The organism is Pseudomonas sp. S06B 330, assembly GCF_002845275.2.
Lineage (GTDB): Bacteria > Pseudomonadota > Gammaproteobacteria > Pseudomonadales > Pseudomonadaceae > Aquipseudomonas.
In genome coordinates this window covers 2,992,665-3,010,261 of the sequence record NZ_CP088149.1, presented here as the reverse complement: position 1 = coordinate 3,010,261, position 17,597 = coordinate 2,992,665, and the positions used below count along the sequence as shown (strand labels likewise).

Genomic DNA, 17,597 nt, shown 5'->3' with positions numbered 1-17,597 from the left:
TGTCAGTTGAGTTTCTTGTTAACGTCCGCCAACAGTGCGGAAATTTCTTTGCGCCGCCCGGCGTCGGCACTTTCGCGGCCTTGGCGAGGAGCCGCTTGCAGCGCCTTTTGCAGCGCAGTTCTGGCTTCGGTGTAGCGCTGTTCACGGTAAAGGTGGTCACCCCAGAAATATAGGCTATCGATGCCGTTGGGGTTGAGTTGCAACGCTTTCTGCAGCAATTGCTCGGCCTTGTCGGCATCACCGAAGCCGATCGGCCAGCCGGGAACCCTGTCGTAGAGTGCCGCCAGGCTGGTATAGGCTGAGCCTTGCAAGGCAGCGGGGTCCAGGGTCAGGGCTTTTTCCAGATCCTCCTTGGCATCCTTGACCTTGCCAAGGGCGCCAAGCCCACCCTGGGCCCCGGCCCAACTGCTGGTGACGATCCCGGACCAGATCCAGGCTTCCGCCAGCGCTGGACGGTCATGGGTAAACGATGATGTTTTTATTGCCAACTGCTCGAAAGCCGCCACGCGCTGCGATTCCGGCACTTCATATTGAATGTGTGCCCAGCCTTGCTGGATATCATTGAGCCGTTGCTGATCGGCATTATCGAGCGCCCAGACACTTTGGCTCAAGGCGCCGAGCAGTAGGCAGGCAATAAAGTTTTTCATGGTTTGAGGTGCTCATTGTCGGTTTTGGTGCTCAGGCGACGGATCAGCGGCAGCTGTTTGCGCAGGCTGCGATCCACCAGGTTGGGGAGCAGGCTGTTCAGGCGTACAAAAAAGCGCTCAGGCCAGCCCAGATACAGCGTGGTGCGGTCACCGGCAATGGCGTGGATCACCGCCGCCGCTACCGCCTGGGGGTCATCAACACTGGCCTTGAGTGCATCGTTGAGCGCCTGGGCGGCCGGGCTGTTCATTGAGGTATGGGTGGCGCGGGGTGCAACATAAAGGACGCCGACGCGGGTGTCGGCAAGTTCACGGCGCAGGGCTTCGGAAAAACCGCGAAGGGCAAACTTGCTGGCGCAGTAGCTGGCGTAGCCAGGGTAACCGATCGAGCCATAGGTTGACCCGACGTTGACCACCATGGCGTTGTCGGCCTGTTTGAGCAATGGCAGCAGCAACTTGGTCAGACAGATTGGCGCGCTGATGTTGACGCTCAAGAGGGCGTCGATGTCATGGTCATCCAGCTGGTCAAGCATGGCGAAGTGGTTGATCCCGGCAGCGTTGATCAGCAAGTCGAGGCCGCCAATAGCCTGGACGGCGGCCAGCACCTTGCGCCGATCAGTGTCATTGGTCAGGTCGGCGGCCACCCAGCACAGGTGCTGGGGATAGCGCTCCAGCAACGGCATCAGGGTTTTCTGATGGCGCGACACGGCCAGCAGCCGGGCGCCGGCGGCGCACAGCCTGCTGGCGATGGCTTGCCCGATGCCGCCACTGGCACCGGTCAACACCACGCGAGCATCACGCAGCTGCATGGTGAGCCTCCGCATTTCGAGGCAAGCCTCGAAACATATCGGTGTACAGCCGGTAGACAACGTTTGAAGCATGGATAACGGCCGCTTGATCTGCGGGGTCTTGTAGCTGGTTCATCAGCGTGCGGTAGGTCTGCATATGCTCGATGTCCAATGAACCGTGGGAGCTTAAATAGCTGAAGGCGCTTTCTGGTAGCGCCAGGCGCTGGCGGATACTGTCTGCCGCGTGCGTGGCCAAGGCAATGCTGGTGCCTTCGAGCACGTTGACCATGCCGAACAGCCCTACCGGGTTGCCTCGGGCAATCAGGTCGTACAAAAAGCTCACCATCAGCTCGATGGGCAATGAAGGCTGGCCGTCGCGCACCGCATCACGGTTACCGCCGCAAGCGGCTATATCGTTGAGCACCCACTGTTCATGGCCATACTCTTCTTCAATGTACTCGCACACTGCTTTACGCAGCCATTCGAGGCGGCTGGGTAGACGCGCGCCACAAGCCATCATCAGGGGCACTGTGTGCCGGACGTGATAGTAGGCTTGTGCAAGAAATGCCCGATAGCTTTCAAGGCTGACCTTGCCTGCCAATGCATCGACAATAATCGGCACAGAGAACAGCGCTTGGCGTTGCGGCTGTGTGGCGTCTTGAAGGGTGTCGAAAAAACTCATGGTGCAGACTCCTCGGATACGGCGGATTCGGTCAGTTGTGCGCGAAACATCGCAACGATGGCGTCGCGGCGGGGGCGGCCATTGGCAGTGAGCAAGCCATTGGCTGCGGTGAAGGGGTGGGGCAGGCGTGACCAGTGATGCACGCGGGCATAGTCGGGCAAGGCGTCGTTGGCTTGGTCCACGGCATCAGCCAGCTCCGCGTCGGAGCAGTCCGAGCGACAGGGCCACAGCAGCGCATGGTTGTGTGGCAGCGATTCGCCGTACACGAAAGCCTGGGCGATGTGGCGCCGCTGAGTGAGCTCCGCTTCTACCCACTCCGGATTGACGTTGCGCCCGAAACTGGTGACAAACTGATGCTTTTTACGGCCTTTTAGGTAGAGGAAGCCTTCCGGGTCGAACTCGCCGAGATCGCCGCTGGGCCACCACGGATCGGCCACGGCAGCCTCCCCCAGATAGCCGAGCAAGGCTGAACCCTTGATCAGCACTTCACCATCCTCAGCCAACCGCACCTGGACGTGTGGGAGGGGCTTGCCAACACTGCCAAGGCGTTGTGCGCCTGGTCGATTGAGGCACACTACCGAAGCGCATTCGGACAAACCGTAACCTTCGTAGACGGGCAGGCCGACGCGCTGGGCACGATGCAGCAAGTCTTGCGAGACGCGTGCGCCACCCACGGCAGCAAAACGCAATGACTGGGGGGCGAAGGCGTGCTGTTCAGTGGCGCCGACCAACAGCTGCAACAACTGCGGCACCAGAATCAGGCTTTGGGGGGCACGGGCGGCAAGGCAATGCAGCAGACGCTGCGTATCGACGCCACTGGCACCTTCAATACCGAGGGTTTTCTGGCCAGGTACGCTCAGTGTGGCGCCGGCATACAGCGCCGCGTAGCAACCCAGGTTCTCCAGTAGGATCGCCAACGGCAACAGCGCCAAGTGATGCTCAGGGGCGACGGGTTTGCTGGCTTGATCCAGCTCTCGCGCTACGCGCAACAGGCTCTCGGCGCCAAGGCACACCCCCTTGGGGGTGCCAGTGGTGCCGGAGGTAAAGGTCAGTTTGGCCGTACCCGCAGTCATCTGGCGGGGACCGGTAAATGTGCGACACCAGAATTCGCCGCATTTTGCATAGCCCATAGCACACAGCTCAGCATCAAACGACGGTTGTGCAATGACCCTTTGCGCCTGGCTCTGCGCCAGGCAGTGGGCACGTTGTGCGGGGCTGAAGAACGGGGGTAGGGTGACGCACACCAGGCCTTCGAACAGCGCCGCAAGATCCCAGAGCATTGCCTCGGTGCTGTTATCAAGCGCCAGGGCGATGACCTGTATGTGCTCATCCCGCAGGCATTGCTTGCGCTTGAGGACTTCGGCGTACAAGGTTGCGTAATCGAGCTTCACCTCATCATCCCAAAGCGCGATCGTGTGTGGAGTGCGCTCAGCATGGCGACGCAGGGTCTGCTGGAAATCGTGAAGCTCAGGCGACATGGCTGATGCCCTCCAGGGAAGACGGCAGGCCGAGGCGGGTGAACATTCCAACATTGCGCAAGTGAATGAAGCCCGCACGTATGTTGCCGACGTGCACCCAGGGTTTGCTCTCGTAATAGCTGCCCCAGCTGTGACGCTCGACACCCAGCCGGGCTGGATCGGCTTCGCAGAGCGTGACGGGCTTGAGTCCGAGCCGGTGGAAGCTGTTGACCAACCCCACATTGCCGGTGAACGCTACCCACTCCAGGCCGCCCATGGCCAGCAGATAGGTGATAGCGATGATGCTCAGCCGCGCACTGCCTGTGTCACTGGCGGCCAGATTGCCGACCTCGACGATATTGGCTCGATCCACCTGGCATTGAGCCGTGGCGCAGATCAACGGCTCGATGGGCTGGTCCAGATAGCGTTCCAGAAACAGCGGTTCGTCATACGCCAGGCGTACCCCGGCGGCCGCACAGAGCTCACCAGCGGCGTTGGACATGCCAAACAGTTGGGGCATAAAAGAACGGATCTCGGCGCCATGGGCCTTGAGAAAGCGTTGCGCGATGAACGCTTCGAAAAGCGATCGTCGGTCGTCACCTGCGGCGGCGCTTTCCAGTGTCATCTGAGGCGTTTCTGCCTGGCCAAAACGCAAGGGCAGGGGGATGTTCCAGTCAAATTGGGGCATGGGCAGATCACCTCCCGGTATAGAGTGAGGAGGAGTATCCGAGGTATTTCTTAACGAAGTCTGAAGGTGGGGCGCATGCTTAGGCTGGTACCTGCCGTTGATCACCTTGAATGGGTATGGGCAGGTAGACGGATCAAACACAGCGAGGTGAGGGTGAAAAACAGTGTCTCTAAAGTACTGCCTATATAATCGCAATTTTAAATAACTCAACTAAATAGATATTTAGTTGAGTTATTTAAAATACCTTCGATAAAGCAGGGGAGGACACTACGTTTAATCGTGGTTCTGTTCAACAGATGCGTCTGGAAATTCCTCGCGCAATGATGCGTTCAGCCACTCTATAAACCACTGCCCATCTTCCGAAACTGTCTGCGCGGGGGTCAGTACCTGATAGGTTTCCAGCGCCACAGCTTCATCGCAACACCGCAGCAAATGCCCTTTGGCAAGTTCCCGTTTGACCAACACTTCGGTTGCCAGCGCAATGCCGTGCCCGCGCGAGGCGAGGCTCAAGGCGATGTCGTTGCTCATGTGCGAGGCATTGGACCTGACCTTGAGCGTCACCTTGAGCGCGGCGAACCAGCTATTCCACCAAGTGCCGTCATCAACGTGAATCAGTGCGCAATTGGCCAGTGCCTGAATCGGCAGCCTGTCACGGCCCAGGCTTGCAAGGTAGTCGGGTGAGCACACGGGGAACACCTTGGGCCGGAGCATCCTCAGGTGCACACCAGAATGCTCGCCGGGCAAACCGTAGGCGATACCCAGATCGGCTTGCCTGGCGTCAACACTGGTGAAGGAAGCATTGGGCTCGATGGCGAGCTTCAAGCCAGGCCGCAGGCTGCACAGGGTGTCGATATGCGGGGTCAGCCAGCGCGAGGCGAACGCGGGTACACACAGAATTCGCAACCAGCGCTCCTGTTTGTGCCGGGACAAATGCGAACCGGCATCGGCGAGGATCTGCAGTGCCTGTGTAGCCGCCTGAAAGTACGCAAGCCCCGGCGCGGTCAGCGTAACCCCGCGGGGCGTGCGCTCGAGCAACCGCACACCCAGCCAGTCTTCGAGGTTCTTCACATGCCGACCAATCGCCGGTTGAGTCACATGCAGGGCGCGTGATGCCGCGACATAACTGCCCAGCCGGGCCGCCGCCTCGAAGGCCCGAACAGCATTAAGCGGAGGTAATCGGTCGTTGGACATAGAGTTCACAGTTATTAGTTTTTTTAATATTGGACCAAACTTTATTGTTCTTTTACAGATTCAGCAAGTTGGTAAGCTCGACAAGGATGTAGAGAAGTTCATCGAAGTGTTGAGGAGTAACAGATGTTGCGTAAAAGAATAAAAAAGCAATCTACCCAGGCTATTTCTGTTTTGACCCTGGCTGTCGCCGCGTTGGGTGTAACTGGAACAAGCCTTGCGGCCGAGCGCCCCCCATGCGGCGTTCCGGGCCTGACGGTATGCCCGCAACCTTTCGACAAAGTACTGCCAGACCCGCACAACATGCTGACCTGGGATCAGGCGAGTCGTGTTGTGGGCTTTCGCAATACTTATCGCCTGTACGAAGGCGACGTATTCAGCACCCAGGGCAGCAAACCATTCCCGCTGCTACAGGCCAGCCATCAATTGCCGACCATCGAATACTCAATGAATGGAAAGCATTACAACCTGGATAACTATCTTGCCAATCAAAGCGTCACCGGCTTATTGATTCTCAAAGATGGCAAGATCGCCTATGAGTATTACGGCAAAGGAAATACCGCCAATACATTGTGGACGTCGCGCTCTGTCGCAAAATCCGTTGTCAGCGTGCTGATCGGCGTAGCGATAAAAGAGGGCAAGATCAAATCGGTGGATGACAACATCACGCGGTATATCCCTGAGCTCAAGGGAACAGCCTGGCAGGATGTGACCCTGCATCAACTGATGCAGCACACTTCAGGCGTGGTCTGGGACGAAAACTACGCCTCAAAAGATTCTGATTTCTCCCACATGACGCAGTGCGAAGCCAAGCCTGACCCGTATGACTGCGTGTTGAGTCTGGTCAAATCGGTCAAACGTAAACCTGGGGTTAAACCGGGTGAAGTCTGGTCGTACAACACTGGCGGCGCCTGGCTGGTCGGCCGCGTACTCGAAAATGCCACTGGGATGACCATCGCCAAGTACCTGGAAAGCCGTGTATGGAGCCGCTATGGCATGCAGCAGGATGGTGTCTGGCATGCACTGGTCAAAGACAAGGTTGACATGGGTGGCCACGGCTTCAATGCATCGCTGCGTGACTGGGGCCGGTTTGGCCAATTTGTACTCAGCGGCGGCCAGCTGCCATCGGGTGAAAAAATCCTGCCGCAAGACTGGATCGCACGTTCGACACACTGGACCACCGCCAAAGGTTCAGTAACGCCATCGGCACCCAATGGTCAGTATGGCTACCAATGGTGGTACTCGGCGCCGGCGCCGGATGCGGACGCTGAACCAAAGACAACCGTCACGAGTGATCAGACGTTCTGGGCGCTGGGCATCTTTGGTCAGAGCATTGCGATCAACCCCGCGGAGAAACTCGTGCTGGTTCAGTGGTCAACCTGGGAGAACGCAGAGACACCGAGTTCGCTGTATGACGAACAGGCGTTGTTTGTGAATGCGGTGAGCGAGGCGCTGGATGGGAAGCGGTAAGCGCTGATAATGGAGGTCGTGCCAGGATTGAAATCTGTCCTGGCACTGGCCGTGTTCTGTAATACGACACTACGCATAATGTATATTATGTTAAATCAGGTGCTATGCTGTCTCGGATTACATTGTGCTTTCGTGCATCTCATCCATCGCGGTCCCATTCGACAATTTCGAATACCTGGGCGTTTCCCGAAGCGTACAATCTGCTGGAGCTTTGCCGCGGTGATGGGCATGTGTTGGTTTGCAAGACTTCCGATTAGCGGCCCGAACCAAATAATCAGTCAGTCGCGAGCTAGGCATCAAAAGATGAAGCATGGCGACTTCTAGATCTGTTCTCGGTCAATCCGCATATCGCCGACGACACTGTCGCGCATTTACTACCCCTGTAGAGCTTTTGCTCTGTCGGACATCTCAAACGTCATCTATAGGCGTGTTGGCTATCAGGATGAGTGGCTGTGGCATGGTTTTCTAGTTGGAGTCACCCAATCCGTATTTGGGGGGCAACTGCCGAAGGACGTCATATCGTGCGACCCTGACTTGGCTGTCAAAGCCGCTCAGGACAAGATAGGCGGGATTTCGCATGGCTAGCACCGCAAGTGGTTCGTGTTCAGGCGCAAGGCTACGCCCTCCTCCGTCCACACTTCCAGCCTGCAGCCGTCGCCATTCATCGCGACCTGGGCTCGATACCGCATGCATCGACTGATTTTTACAGGCATCCAGCGCAATTTCTAAGGCGTTGAGTAGCCAGTCAAAGCTCCAAAGCGCCCCTGAGCAAAGCATCCAGTTTCAAATTAGCTCCAACGTTTCGCTCATCCAGCAGCACGAGCGGAATATCGTGCAGAATTGCAACCGAGTCAGCCAAACCGTCCCCAATCAGTGCAAGTGGACAGGCAATGTCCATCTGTAAAGAACATAATTTCTTGGCCAGTGCCGCGTTTACGGGGCCCTGGGGAGCGAGCACGAGTGCTGCAGGCTTGAGAGTCGCGCACAGCAATGGCAACTCCTCGAGCGGCTGCCCACTGCCTAACACCTCGATACGCCACCGCTCACTAGTGAGAAGTAAGCCTTTGCTCAGCAATTCCAGCTCAGCGCTTTCTTCAATCCCAGTCAGCAATACACAAGGGGCGTCGAGCTGATTTAGTTGCAGACGCAGCAATAGGCGAGCACGCAGAAAAGTATCGAGGAACAGCCATTGGCTGCGCTGACCGAAAGCGTTGCCAGACAGCAGACTGCGCCATACTGGCATCAGCACATCGAGCAACACCATAGCCTTTGGGTACAAGGTGAAAAGCTGACCATGAATGCCCTCGAGCGCCTGCCGGTCGAATGCCTTCGTCGCTTGTAGTACAACAGCGCGCCAATGCTCAATGGAATCGGCGTTGGGCCCGCTCGGGAGTGAGACTTCGTCAGACCGGCGCGCGAGCAACTCACCCACCTTGCTGATCGGCAAGCCACTACCGGTCCAGCGCAGTATGTCGCGTATGCGCTGTACATCCTGGGCCGTGTATAGGCGGTGTCCGCCTTCGGTGCGCTGGGGGCGAATCAAACCATGACGACGTTCCCAGGCGCGCAAGGTCACTGGATTTATGCCAGTCAGGTTGACGACATCGCGCATGGGCAGCAAATCGGTGGAGGTCGCTTCAGTCATCGCAAGTGATCATCAGGGCGGTTGCACATTCTAAACCCATACCAACCTTCTTCGGCGATCGTTCTTGCGTCATGATTCCGACAACCGCACCTTAGCCTTCCCGCACAAAGGACTACGCTGCGCATATCGAAAACGCTACTTGAGTGAGTGGGCCACATGATCGACGCAAAACTCTTGCAATTAATGGTCGATAGCTCCAACGATGGCATCGTCGTCGCTGAGCAGGAAGGCAACGACAGCATCCTGATCTACACCAACCCTGCCTTCGAGCGCCTCACCGGATACGCCACGGACGACATCCTCTATCAAGATTGCCGCTTCCTCCAAGGCCAAGACCACAACCAACCAGGAATCGCGGCCATCCGCGAGGCGATCCGCCAAGGGCGACATTGCTGCCAGGTGCTGCGCAACTATCGTAAGGATGGCAGCCTGTTTTGGAATGAGCTGTCGATCACGCCCGTCCACAACGATGCCGATGAATTGACTTACTACATCGGCATCCAGCGTGATGTTACGGCACAGGTCTTCGCCGAAGAGCGGGTTCGCGAGCTGGAGGCAGAGGTAGCCGATTTGCGTCGACAACTGGCATCAGGCAGCAACTGACCTTGTAAGAAATCTATACAAGGATGTTGACTTGTATAATTTTAGACGTAAGCTCCCGAAAATCCTGTACAACATTTCACTGTTGTACAGGATTTTCGGGAGCCTTGCATGTCTACTTATCTGCAGTATTTCGCCGAACGCTTTGCCAGGCTTGATGGGCAGAGCCTCGATAGCCTCGAAAAACTATACAGCGATAACGTAACGTTCCGTGATCCGTTGCATCAGATAGATGGTCTAGCAGCGCTTCGTCGTTACTTCACCGAGCTTTACGCCAACGCACAGGACATCCGTTACGTTATCGCCGGCGCGGACGAAGTTCAGCCGGGCCAGGGCTACCTGCGCTGGACGCTAGAGTTCCGCCACCCCCGGCTCGCCAATGGCAGGCTGATCAGTCTACAGGGCTGCAGTTTCCTCAAGTGGCAAGAGCGTGTCCACTTCCACCAGGACTACTTTGACGCAGGTGCACTGCTTTACGAGCACGTACCAGTCATGGGCGGCGCTATCCGCTGGCTCAAGGGCCGGCTGGTATGAGCCGTTACTGGCTGACGGGTGCAAGTAGCGGAATCGGCGCTGCGCTTGCCGTTCAATTGCTGGACCAAGGGCACCAGGTTGCCTTGGGTACACGAGATGGCAACCGCTTATCGCACTTGATGCAACGATATCCGGGGCAGGTATTGGCGGCCGTCGGTGATGTCGATTGCGCTGAGCAGGTTTGCAGGATCACCGCACAGATCGAGCACACCTGGGGGGCGCTCGACATGGTCATCCTCAACGCCGGAACGTGCGAATACCTCGAGCCAGGGCGCTTCGACCCGGCACTGGTTGAGCGTGTGGTACGCACCAACCTGTTTGGTGCAAGCCACTGTCTTGCAGCGGCCCTCCCTTTGCTGCGCCGCGGTGAGCGCCCGCACCTGGTCGTAATGGGCAGTGCGGTGACCTGGTTGCCGCTCCCTCGTGCCGGGGCCTATGGCGCCTCCAAAGCGGCCGTGCGCTACCTGGTGGAATCTCTTCGCATCGACCTGATCAATGAAGGTATTGCCGTAACGCTGGTCAGCCCGGGCTTCGTCGATACGCCGTTGACCCGTCGCAACGACTTCCCCATGCCTCAGTTGTGGACCGCCGAGCGTGCCGCCGCCCATATCACTGCACGCCTGCCCCGACGCCCGCTGGAAATTAACTTCCCCACTGCATTTACGCTGGGTCTGCGCCTGCTCGGCGCCCTGCCGGTGCGCTGGCGACTGAAGCTAGGCCAGCGCCTGGCGCGTGCCCAAAAGGACTAAAACTCATGCGTATCGCCATCATCGGCACCGGCATCGCTGGACTAACGTGCGCCCACCTTCTATCCCGCCGGCACGAGGTTACGGTATTTGAGGCCGCCGACTGGGTCGGTGGCCATACCCATACCGTCGATGTGCAATGGCAAGGACAGCGGTACGCGGTGGATACCGGGTTCATCGTATTTAACGACTGGACCTACCCCAATTTCATCCGCTTGCTCGACCATCTCAAGGTTGCCTCGCAGCCCACGCAGATGAGCTTTTCGGTGCATGACCCGCGTCGAGGCTTCGAGTACAACGGCCATCGCCTGGACACCCTATTCGCGCAGCGCCGTAACCTGGTGTCCCGCGGATTCTGGGGCATGCTGTGCGACATCCTGCGTTTTAACCGCGAGGTTATTGCCGACCTGGATAGCCAGCGTATCTACAGTGACACTACCCTCGGTGCCTACCTCAAGAAACAGGGCTACGGGCAGCGCTTCATCGACCATTACATCGTGCCCATGGGCTCGGCAATCTGGTCTATGTCACGTGCCGACATGCTCGCTTTTCCCTTGCAGTTCTTTGTGCGCTTCTGCCGCAACCACGGTCTGTTATCGGTGAGCCACCGCCCGCAGTGGCGGGTGATCGAGGGCGGCTCACGCGGCTATGTGGCGCCGTTGTGCCGACCCTTTGCCGAGCGCATCCGCTTGAACTGCCCGGTCGAACGGGTCGAGCGTGACGAAGGCGGCGCAACCCTCTTCAGCGCGGCTGGCATGGAGCGTTTCGACAGCATCGTGTTCGCCTGCCATAGCGACCAGGCCCTGGCCCTGCTAGGAAGACCCAGCGTGGCCGAACGCACGGTGTTGAGCGCTATCACCTACGCCAGCAATGACGTAGTGCTTCACACCGACACCCGATTGCTGCCGCGCCGGCGCAAGGCCTGGGCCAGTTGGAACTACCGCCTGGGCGGCGAGGAACATGCCCCCGCGGCTCTGACCTACAACATGAACATCCTTCAAGCGATCGAAGCGCCGGCAACGTTCTGTGTGAGCCTCAATCAGACCGCGCTGGTGGATCCAGCGCAGATTCTGGCCCGCTTCGAATATGCCCATCCCCAGTACAGCCTCGCAGCATTGGCAGCCCAGGCCCGCCACGGCGAACTACAGGGCAGGCAAAACAGTTACTTCTGCGGAGCCTACTGGGGCAATGGCTTTCACGAGGACGGCGTGCTCAGCGCACTTAAAGTGGCCGAGTACTTTGGAGAGCGCCTGTGAACAGCAGTGTGTGCCAGGGCTGGCTCAGCCACCGTCGGATGACCCCGCGCCACCATGTCTTTCGTTATCGAATTGGCATGTTCTACCTGGACCTGGACGAACAAGCCTGGCTAACAGGTCTTTCTCCCTGGCTGGGGCGGTCGCGGTTTGCGCCCCTGAGCTGGCGCGAAAGCGATTACCTGCCGGGGCTGACCCGTGATGGCGAATCATTGGCGCAGGCCGCACGCCTGCTGGTGGCGCAAGCCACTGGACAGCGCCCCGAAGGCGCCGTGCACTTGCTCGCCCAGCCGCGCTGCTGGGGGTTGTCGTTCAACCCTGTGAGCTTCTATTTTTGCCATGACCTTGACGGGCACCTGGCAGCAATCCTGCTAGAGGTGCGTAACACCCCTTGGCGCGAACGCTTCCACTACGTGCTACCGGTACAGGAGGGTCAAGGACGTTCATTCGCCATGACTAAAGCCTTCCACGTCTCGCCGTTCATGCCGCTAGACATGGATTATCGCCTGCATTTCCTCCTCGATCAGCAACGCGTGCGCATCCACATGGAGAACTGGCGTGCGGGACACAAAGTGTTCGAGGCCGATCTGGCATTGCAGCGCCAGCCGCTCAATCGCGTCGCCTTGCACCGGCACATTTTGGCCTTTCCGTGGATGAGCCTACGCACCGTTTCATCCATCTATTGGCAAGCGCTGCGCCTCTTGCTCAAGCGCACCCCCATTTACGACCACACTGCCGGCCAGGGCGACCTAGTGCTAGGTAAACCTTGTGAGGACCCCGATCATGTCCAATCCCACGCTGAGCGTTAGCAAGTCAACAGGCATCACCCCATTCCTGGGCGGCCTCACCCGAAACACGGTGCTCGCTCAGTTACGGCGGTTGAGCCAAGGGCATTTACGCGTGCTCAGCAAGGGGCAGCAGTGGAGCTTCGGTGACCCGGCGAGTCAGTTGCAAGCCGAGGTGGAGATCCTCGACGACGCGACCTGGAACCTGATCGCAGGTAATGGCTCGATCGGTGCTGGGGAAGCGTATATCCACGGCTATTGGCGCAGTCCTGACCTAGCGGCTGTGACCCGCCTGTTCGTTGCCAACCTGGATGTGCTCGACGCCATGGAGGCAGGCCTGGCGCGCTTCGGACGGCCGGTCCTGCGTTTGCTGCACCGGCTCAACCGGAACAGCCGACGAGGCGCTCGACGCAACATTCTCGCCCATTACGACCTGGGCAACGCCCTGTTCGAGCGATTGCTCGACCCGACGATGATGTACTCCGCCGCTCAGTTCGACTGTGCCGAACAGACCCTTGAAGAAGCCCAGCTGAACAAGCTCGAGCGCATCTGCCAGAAGCTTGAGCTCAAACCCCACGAACATCTTCTGGAGATTGGCAGCGGCTGGGGCAGCCTGGCCATCCATGCCGCTACCCGCTACGGCTGCCGAGTTACCACCACGACGCTCTCCGAAGCGCAGTACGCATACACATGCCAACGCGTGAAGGCACTGGGCATGGAGCAACGCATTACGGTGTTGCGCGAGGACTACCGTGATCTGCGTGGACGCTTCGATAAACTGGTATCGATCGAGATGATCGAGGCCGTCGGACACCGCTATCTACCCACCTATTTTCGCCAGTGTGAGTCGTTGCTCAAAGACGATGGCCTGATGCTGTTGCAGGCCATCACCATTCGCGACCAGCGCTACGCACTGGCCCGCCGCTCGGTGGACTTCATTCAACGCTACATCTTCCCCGGAGGCGCGCTACCTTCGCTGAGCGTGATGCTCGAAACCGCTAGCCGCCAGACCGCGCTGAATCTGGTACACCTCGAAGACTTCGGTCTGGACTACGCACGTACCCTACGTCATTGGCATGACAACCTGCGTCAAGCGCGGACGGCACTGACGGAATTGGGCTACGACGACACCTTCCAGCGCTTGTGGGAGTTCTACCTGTGCTACTGCCAAGGTGGCTTTGAAGAGCGCGCGATCGGCGTGTCGCAGTTGCTTTGGGCTACGCCGCGGGCTCGCCGGGCGCCATTGCTGGGCACGTAAAATTGAGCCGCGGGTGGATGATCGGCAATGCCCTTTGGCTTCAGGTCGGCTGGTGGGCATGCGTCCTGGGTGCACAGGTTCAATGGCTTTTGCTCATTGTGCCGATTGGTCTAGCTGTGCACCTGCGCTTTTGTCAGGAGCGTAACGCCGAAGTGCGCGCACTTTTGCGCGTGGCACTTGCAGGGTGCTTGCTGGACAGTCTGTTGGGCGCTGTGGGGGTGTTCGACTTTGATCAGCGGCCCTTGCCTGTGTGGCTGGCCTTACTGTGGCTGGTGTTGGCCAGCGGCTTGCGCCATAGCCTAGCGTGGACAGGACGCCCCTACTGGCGGGCGGCGCTGGTGGGCATGCTCAGTGGCCCGCTGGCATATCTGGCCGGCGCCAGGCTCGCCGACGTTGATCTGCCGATGGGGGACGTCGGCACAGGCTTGTTGCTAGCGCCGATCTGGGCCTTGGTGTTGCCCCTCGCCGTGCGGGTCGCGTCGTGGCGCTGAGCGGCGACATCGACCAGCAATTGCCGCAACTCGGTGGTCGAACGCCGGCGCAGGATGTCGCCGTTCGCGTCGCACAACTCCGACTCGGTCAGCTGCTTCAGGTTCATTGTGTGCCCTCCGGCAAGCGGCGGAAGAACAAGGTTATCTGCCCAACCTCCACACCGAGTTTGCTCATGCTAGAGCGGTTGATGAGAGTGTCTTCGTCGATCAGGTACATCCAGTCATCCAGGTCCACCTCCCAGTGCTGCCCATCAACAGGCAGGTCCAGGCGGTAGCGCCAGCGCAGCGCATTACCCGCCACTTCACCGGTGGCCTCGCCAATTACGTCACCCGCGGTACCGCGCCAGCGACTGGGGCCGTCCGGGGTTAGGGTCCAGGTTCTCTGCTGGCGCGTACCGTCACTGTACAGAAAGTGCTCGTCGAGGATCAGTCGTTCACCCTCACGGCGGGTGTCGATACGCACTTCAAAGCGCTTGACGACCTCTCCCGAACGCTTCTGGAACATGCCCCAGGCATGCACAGGTCGAGAGAAAAACGCTACAAGGTCCAGGCGTGGCTGCTCTGCGGCGTAACGCGCCACGTCGACGTTTCCGCAACTGCTCAGCAACAGGCAGCCAATCAACAAAAGCACTTTGTACATGTTTCAGTCTCCTCGCTCGCTCGCGGCCAGCCCGAGCAGGCGCTGGCGCAATTGCGCATCGCGGGCCCGGGGATCGAGCCAGATAGCGAAGAACGCGCGGGAAAAAGCCGGGTCGATGACCTCAAGGCTCAATTGGCCATCGACATAGAAGCGGCAACCTCGGCCCGGCAGGTAAAGCCCGGTGATGCGCATGCCAGGCCGCACGTCCACAAACGCTTCGCGCATCGATTGTGACCATCTCGTCAAGGTTTCTGCGCTTATTGGTTTGTCAGCCAGGCGGCGCATTTCATTCACACTGGCCTGCACCAGCGTGTCCCGCGACAACGCCCGATGGTAGATCAGCTCCAGGGCGAACGGCTCGTGCCAACTCCACGTGGAACCGGCGTTCCACAGGCGGGCGGTATAAAGGTGCAGGCCGAACCAAGTGAAGTCGCCGCTGCCAGCCAAACGCGCCCCTGACAGCGAGGGCCGCCAGTCTGACGATGCGGGCTGCGTCATCGTCATTAGAACGGTCAAGGCGAATAGGCTGAGCGCTGAAGTTCTGCTTGCCATGTGCGAGACACCGGGAAGACAAAATACTGTACAGGTATATTATAGTGTACAGTTTTTCGTATAACTATCGATGGCGAAGCTGAATTTCGTCTGAACCGGGGCCACACCGCGGCAATCGCTTGCTGGGAGCGCTAGATGACACTGATCGCCGATCTACGTGTGGCAGCAAACGCCGTTGTCTGCGGGGCCAGCCAAGGCATTGGCCTTGCGCTTTGCTCACAGCTGCTCGCGCGCGATGACGTAGTACAGCTATTCGCGGTCTCGCGCCAAGCGACCCACAGCAACGAACTATTCAGTCTTGGTGAAACTTCGCAGTCTTCTCAGACTTGATGAATCCCTAACCCTATTTCTCTGCTTCAGCCATCTCCGGATACCCGTCTGACTTTCCGGATTTTGATTTGGATGGCTATGCGCTCGGCGCTGAATGCAGGTTGATGAAGCCTTAAATTCTGATGTATCGAAAAGTGTGCACGATGTTAGGTGCAGAGCCTGAGAAACTATTCAGCTCAAAAATTGGAACGTGCTAATGCTTGGAGACTCAATGAAGTGAGACGAATATAGCCCGCGCGCATGTGGGATTTATGGCAGTCATGTGGAACCTGGCGCATTAAAAGTTGGAGCTGGAAGCTCCAACTTTTATTTAAGGAATATTATACTATTACAACCACATCAATAAGCCGATTTCCCATGCAATGAACCAGCCATGCTTGATCTGAATTGAGCGCCCCAATGGCCATCTACATTTGTAATAATATAGAACGAGTCAAAGGTATGACCTGGGATAGGTTTTCCAGCTTTGTCCAGGCGTGTAAATGAAAGGGCCACATGATACTTGTTTGCACTTCCCTTCCCATCACTACCGGACTGAACAACATATCGGTAATTCCAACGTGTATTTTCCCATCCAATTGCTTTGGATAGCTGTTGCAAGTTTTGGTCTTTTGCATAAGCTTCAGGTGTTTGCCAAACAGTGACTTGGTTGCCAGACATGCGCACGTGTGGGTAGTTCAATGTCTTAGCCCAAGCCAATTCATTTTTAGCGTTGAATGTTGTTAAGAATCTGTCCAAAGCTTTACATGGAACATCAAATTCCTGGCTATAATTGCCCTTCGCATCTTTTGCACAGCTATCTGGCAAATCAGTTTGAGTAGACGCTGCAAAAACTTGGGATGTTGCAATCCCTGCAGCCAAAAACAAAGATGCCTTCAATACAGATTTCATAATTAGTCCTTATTATTTTTTACGTTAAACATCTGGCAAAACCTGCGATAAAACAGGTTTTTAAGTTTACTTGAATACTCAAGCACTTTAAGCGCGAACCATTTCATAATGATTCACAAATTTCATTGCAGTCTAGCTAGTGCCTCTGAGTTAATTCTGCGAATTGACCCATCTGTAAGTAATTTCGACTGCTCTGGATCATGGCCATAGAGTACAAATGCCCCTTTAGACTTGAGCTGCTTAAACAAATTAAAGTTATTAAGCATTCCTTGAGCATCATTCACCACCATTGCATCGGGAAGAGTCATTTTTTCAAGAGAAGCCTTTAAGTAGCAAGCATCTGCGGTAATTACGACATCTACACCATCTACTTTGACTTTAAGTGACTGGTGCCCGGGCGTGTGTCCAAAACTAGGAATTAGTACAATCGAGCCATCACCAAAAAGATCATGTTCGCCATCAATTTCAAGGCGGTCGTGACCTAAGTCATAGTGGCGAGGCGCATAAATTTCATTTTTAATGTTTTCTTCATTTTTAGCAGCTTCCCACTCACGCTTTTGAATAACTAATCGTGCATTAGGGATGCAAGCATTACCACCGCAATGATCGAAATGTAGATGAGAATTAATGATGAAATTAATTTTCAATGGATCGACACCGAAAGCTTCCAAGCGTTTAGCTACATCCTCACCAGGTACAAAATTAACCGTAGTTAAATCAGCAAAAACCCCGAGTGATTTTTTTACCACTTCTGGATCTTCCGATTGCAAAGACAACTCGAGCCCAGTGTCAAACAAAACAGTACCTTTAGGATGTTCGATTAAATAGCACGGTACTGGAATTGCTAGATCCCCTGCTTCACCAGCCATAAAGAAACCATAAGGCATAGTGATCCAGCCACACGTCATTGCATATAGTTTAACTTCTTCCACAGCAATAGCCCTTTAAGTCATGA

19 protein-coding genes and 1 pseudogene are annotated in these 17,597 nt (G+C 57.0%); 9 read left to right on the top strand and 11 right to left on the bottom strand.

What is annotated here, in order from left to right; genetic code table 11:
• Positions 1 to 2 precede the first annotated feature (2 nt).
• The 6 genes from CX511_RS13425 to CX511_RS13400 all read right to left on the bottom strand — a co-directional run bounded on the left by CX511_RS13425 (position 3) and on the right by CX511_RS13400 (position 5,450).
• Entirely contained in the window at positions 3 to 647 is a 645-nt protein-coding gene (locus tag CX511_RS13425) for a tetratricopeptide repeat protein (protein WP_101293605.1), read from the bottom strand.
• Positions 644 to 1,453, bottom strand: a complete 810-nt coding sequence (locus CX511_RS13420; protein WP_101293606.1) for an SDR family oxidoreductase — start codon at positions 1,451 to 1,453, stop codon at positions 644 to 646. The genes CX511_RS13425 and CX511_RS13420 overlap by 4 nt, the downstream gene beginning before the upstream one ends.
• Entirely contained in the window at positions 1,440 to 2,114 is a 675-nt protein-coding gene (locus CX511_RS13415) for an iron-containing redox enzyme family protein (RefSeq protein WP_045185244.1), read from the bottom strand. Before CX511_RS13415 ends, CX511_RS13420 begins: the two co-directional genes overlap by 14 nt.
• Positions 2,111 to 3,592 (bottom strand): AMP-binding protein, encoded by a 1,482-nt coding sequence (locus tag CX511_RS13410; RefSeq protein ID WP_101293607.1) that lies wholly within the window; start codon positions 3,590 to 3,592, stop codon positions 2,111 to 2,113. The genes CX511_RS13415 and CX511_RS13410 overlap by 4 nt, the downstream gene beginning before the upstream one ends.
• Positions 3,582 to 4,259 (bottom strand): thermostable hemolysin, encoded by a 678-nt coding sequence (locus CX511_RS13405; RefSeq protein ID WP_045185237.1) that lies wholly within the window; start codon positions 4,257 to 4,259, stop codon positions 3,582 to 3,584. The genes CX511_RS13410 and CX511_RS13405 overlap by 11 nt, the downstream gene beginning before the upstream one ends.
• 273 nt (positions 4,260 to 4,532) lie before the next feature.
• Positions 4,533 to 5,450, bottom strand: coding sequence for a LysR substrate-binding domain-containing protein (locus tag CX511_RS13400; RefSeq protein ID WP_045185233.1), 918 nt, complete (start codon positions 5,448 to 5,450; stop codon positions 4,533 to 4,535).
• 123 nt (positions 5,451 to 5,573) lie between these two features.
• On the opposite strand from CX511_RS13400, the gene CX511_RS13395 reads away from it, so the two are divergent.
• Positions 5,574 to 6,917, top strand: coding sequence for a serine hydrolase domain-containing protein (locus CX511_RS13395; RefSeq protein ID WP_101293608.1), 1,344 nt, complete (start codon positions 5,574 to 5,576; stop codon positions 6,915 to 6,917).
• Between the two features lie 745 nt (positions 6,918 to 7,662).
• On the opposite strand, the gene CX511_RS13390 is transcribed toward CX511_RS13395, so the two are convergent.
• A complete protein-coding gene (locus tag CX511_RS13390) occupies positions 7,663 to 8,562 on the bottom strand; it encodes a MerR family transcriptional regulator (RefSeq protein ID WP_045185190.1) in 900 nt (299 codons plus the stop codon).
• A 156-nt stretch (positions 8,563 to 8,718) separates the two neighbouring features.
• Between CX511_RS13390 and CX511_RS13385 the strand changes: the two genes are divergently transcribed.
• The 7 genes from CX511_RS13385 (at position 8,719) to CX511_RS13355 (ending at position 14,229) form a co-directional block, all read left to right on the top strand.
• Positions 8,719 to 9,165 carry a PAS domain-containing protein gene (locus tag CX511_RS13385; RefSeq protein ID WP_045185187.1) on the top strand — a complete coding sequence of 149 codons (447 nt, stop codon included), beginning with the start codon at positions 8,719 to 8,721 and terminating at the stop codon, positions 9,163 to 9,165.
• Positions 9,166 to 9,273: 108 nt separating this feature from the next.
• Complete coding sequence (locus CX511_RS13380; protein ID WP_101293609.1) at positions 9,274 to 9,696, top strand: nuclear transport factor 2 family protein; 423 nt, start codon at positions 9,274 to 9,276, stop codon at positions 9,694 to 9,696.
• Positions 9,693 to 10,445, top strand: a complete 753-nt coding sequence (locus CX511_RS13375) for an SDR family NAD(P)-dependent oxidoreductase (protein WP_045185181.1) — start codon at positions 9,693 to 9,695, stop codon at positions 10,443 to 10,445. Before CX511_RS13380 ends, CX511_RS13375 begins: the two co-directional genes overlap by 4 nt.
• Before the next feature lie 5 nt (positions 10,446 to 10,450).
• Positions 10,451 to 11,698, top strand: a complete 1,248-nt coding sequence (locus CX511_RS13370; protein ID WP_101293610.1) for an NAD(P)/FAD-dependent oxidoreductase — start codon at positions 10,451 to 10,453, stop codon at positions 11,696 to 11,698.
• Positions 11,695 to 12,504 carry a DUF1365 domain-containing protein gene (locus CX511_RS13365; protein WP_101293611.1) on the top strand — a complete coding sequence of 270 codons (810 nt, stop codon included), beginning with the start codon at positions 11,695 to 11,697 and terminating at the stop codon, positions 12,502 to 12,504. Before CX511_RS13370 ends, CX511_RS13365 begins: the two co-directional genes overlap by 4 nt.
• Positions 12,479 to 13,738, top strand: a complete 1,260-nt coding sequence (locus CX511_RS13360; RefSeq protein ID WP_101293612.1) for an SAM-dependent methyltransferase — start codon at positions 12,479 to 12,481, stop codon at positions 13,736 to 13,738. The genes CX511_RS13365 and CX511_RS13360 overlap by 26 nt, the downstream gene beginning before the upstream one ends.
• A gap of 2 nt (positions 13,739 to 13,740) precedes the next feature.
• On the top strand, positions 13,741 to 14,229 hold the full coding sequence (locus CX511_RS13355; protein WP_101293679.1) for a DUF2878 domain-containing protein: 489 nt from the start codon (positions 13,741 to 13,743) through the stop codon (positions 14,227 to 14,229).
• A 103-nt stretch (positions 14,230 to 14,332) separates the two neighbouring features.
• On the opposite strand, the gene CX511_RS13350 is transcribed toward CX511_RS13355, so the two are convergent.
• Together CX511_RS13350 and CX511_RS13345 are read right to left on the bottom strand one after the other, a co-directional pair.
• The gene (locus CX511_RS13350; RefSeq protein ID WP_101293613.1) at positions 14,333 to 14,869 is read right to left on the bottom strand and encodes a DUF3833 domain-containing protein; all 537 of its coding nucleotides are present in this window, start codon (positions 14,867 to 14,869) and stop codon (positions 14,333 to 14,335) included.
• A gap of 3 nt (positions 14,870 to 14,872) precedes the next feature.
• A complete protein-coding gene (locus tag CX511_RS13345; RefSeq protein ID WP_409077861.1) occupies positions 14,873 to 15,373 on the bottom strand; it encodes a chalcone isomerase family protein in 501 nt (166 codons plus the stop codon).
• A 183-nt stretch (positions 15,374 to 15,556) separates the two neighbouring features.
• Between CX511_RS13345 and CX511_RS13340 the strand changes: the two are divergent.
• Positions 15,557 to 15,727: pseudogene (locus CX511_RS13340) on the top strand (SDR family NAD(P)-dependent oxidoreductase); the annotation flags it as partial.
• A 363-nt stretch (positions 15,728 to 16,090) separates the two neighbouring features.
• Here CX511_RS13340 and CX511_RS13335 read toward each other — a convergent pair.
• Together CX511_RS13335 and CX511_RS13330 are read right to left on the bottom strand one after the other, a co-directional pair.
• Complete coding sequence (locus CX511_RS13335; RefSeq protein WP_082071357.1) at positions 16,091 to 16,642, bottom strand: hypothetical protein; 552 nt, start codon at positions 16,640 to 16,642, stop codon at positions 16,091 to 16,093.
• A gap of 122 nt (positions 16,643 to 16,764) precedes the next feature.
• Positions 16,765 to 17,574 carry an N-acyl homoserine lactonase family protein gene (locus CX511_RS13330; protein WP_082071356.1) on the bottom strand — a complete coding sequence of 270 codons (810 nt, stop codon included), beginning with the start codon at positions 17,572 to 17,574 and terminating at the stop codon, positions 16,765 to 16,767.
• Positions 17,575 to 17,597: the final 23 nt, after the last annotated feature.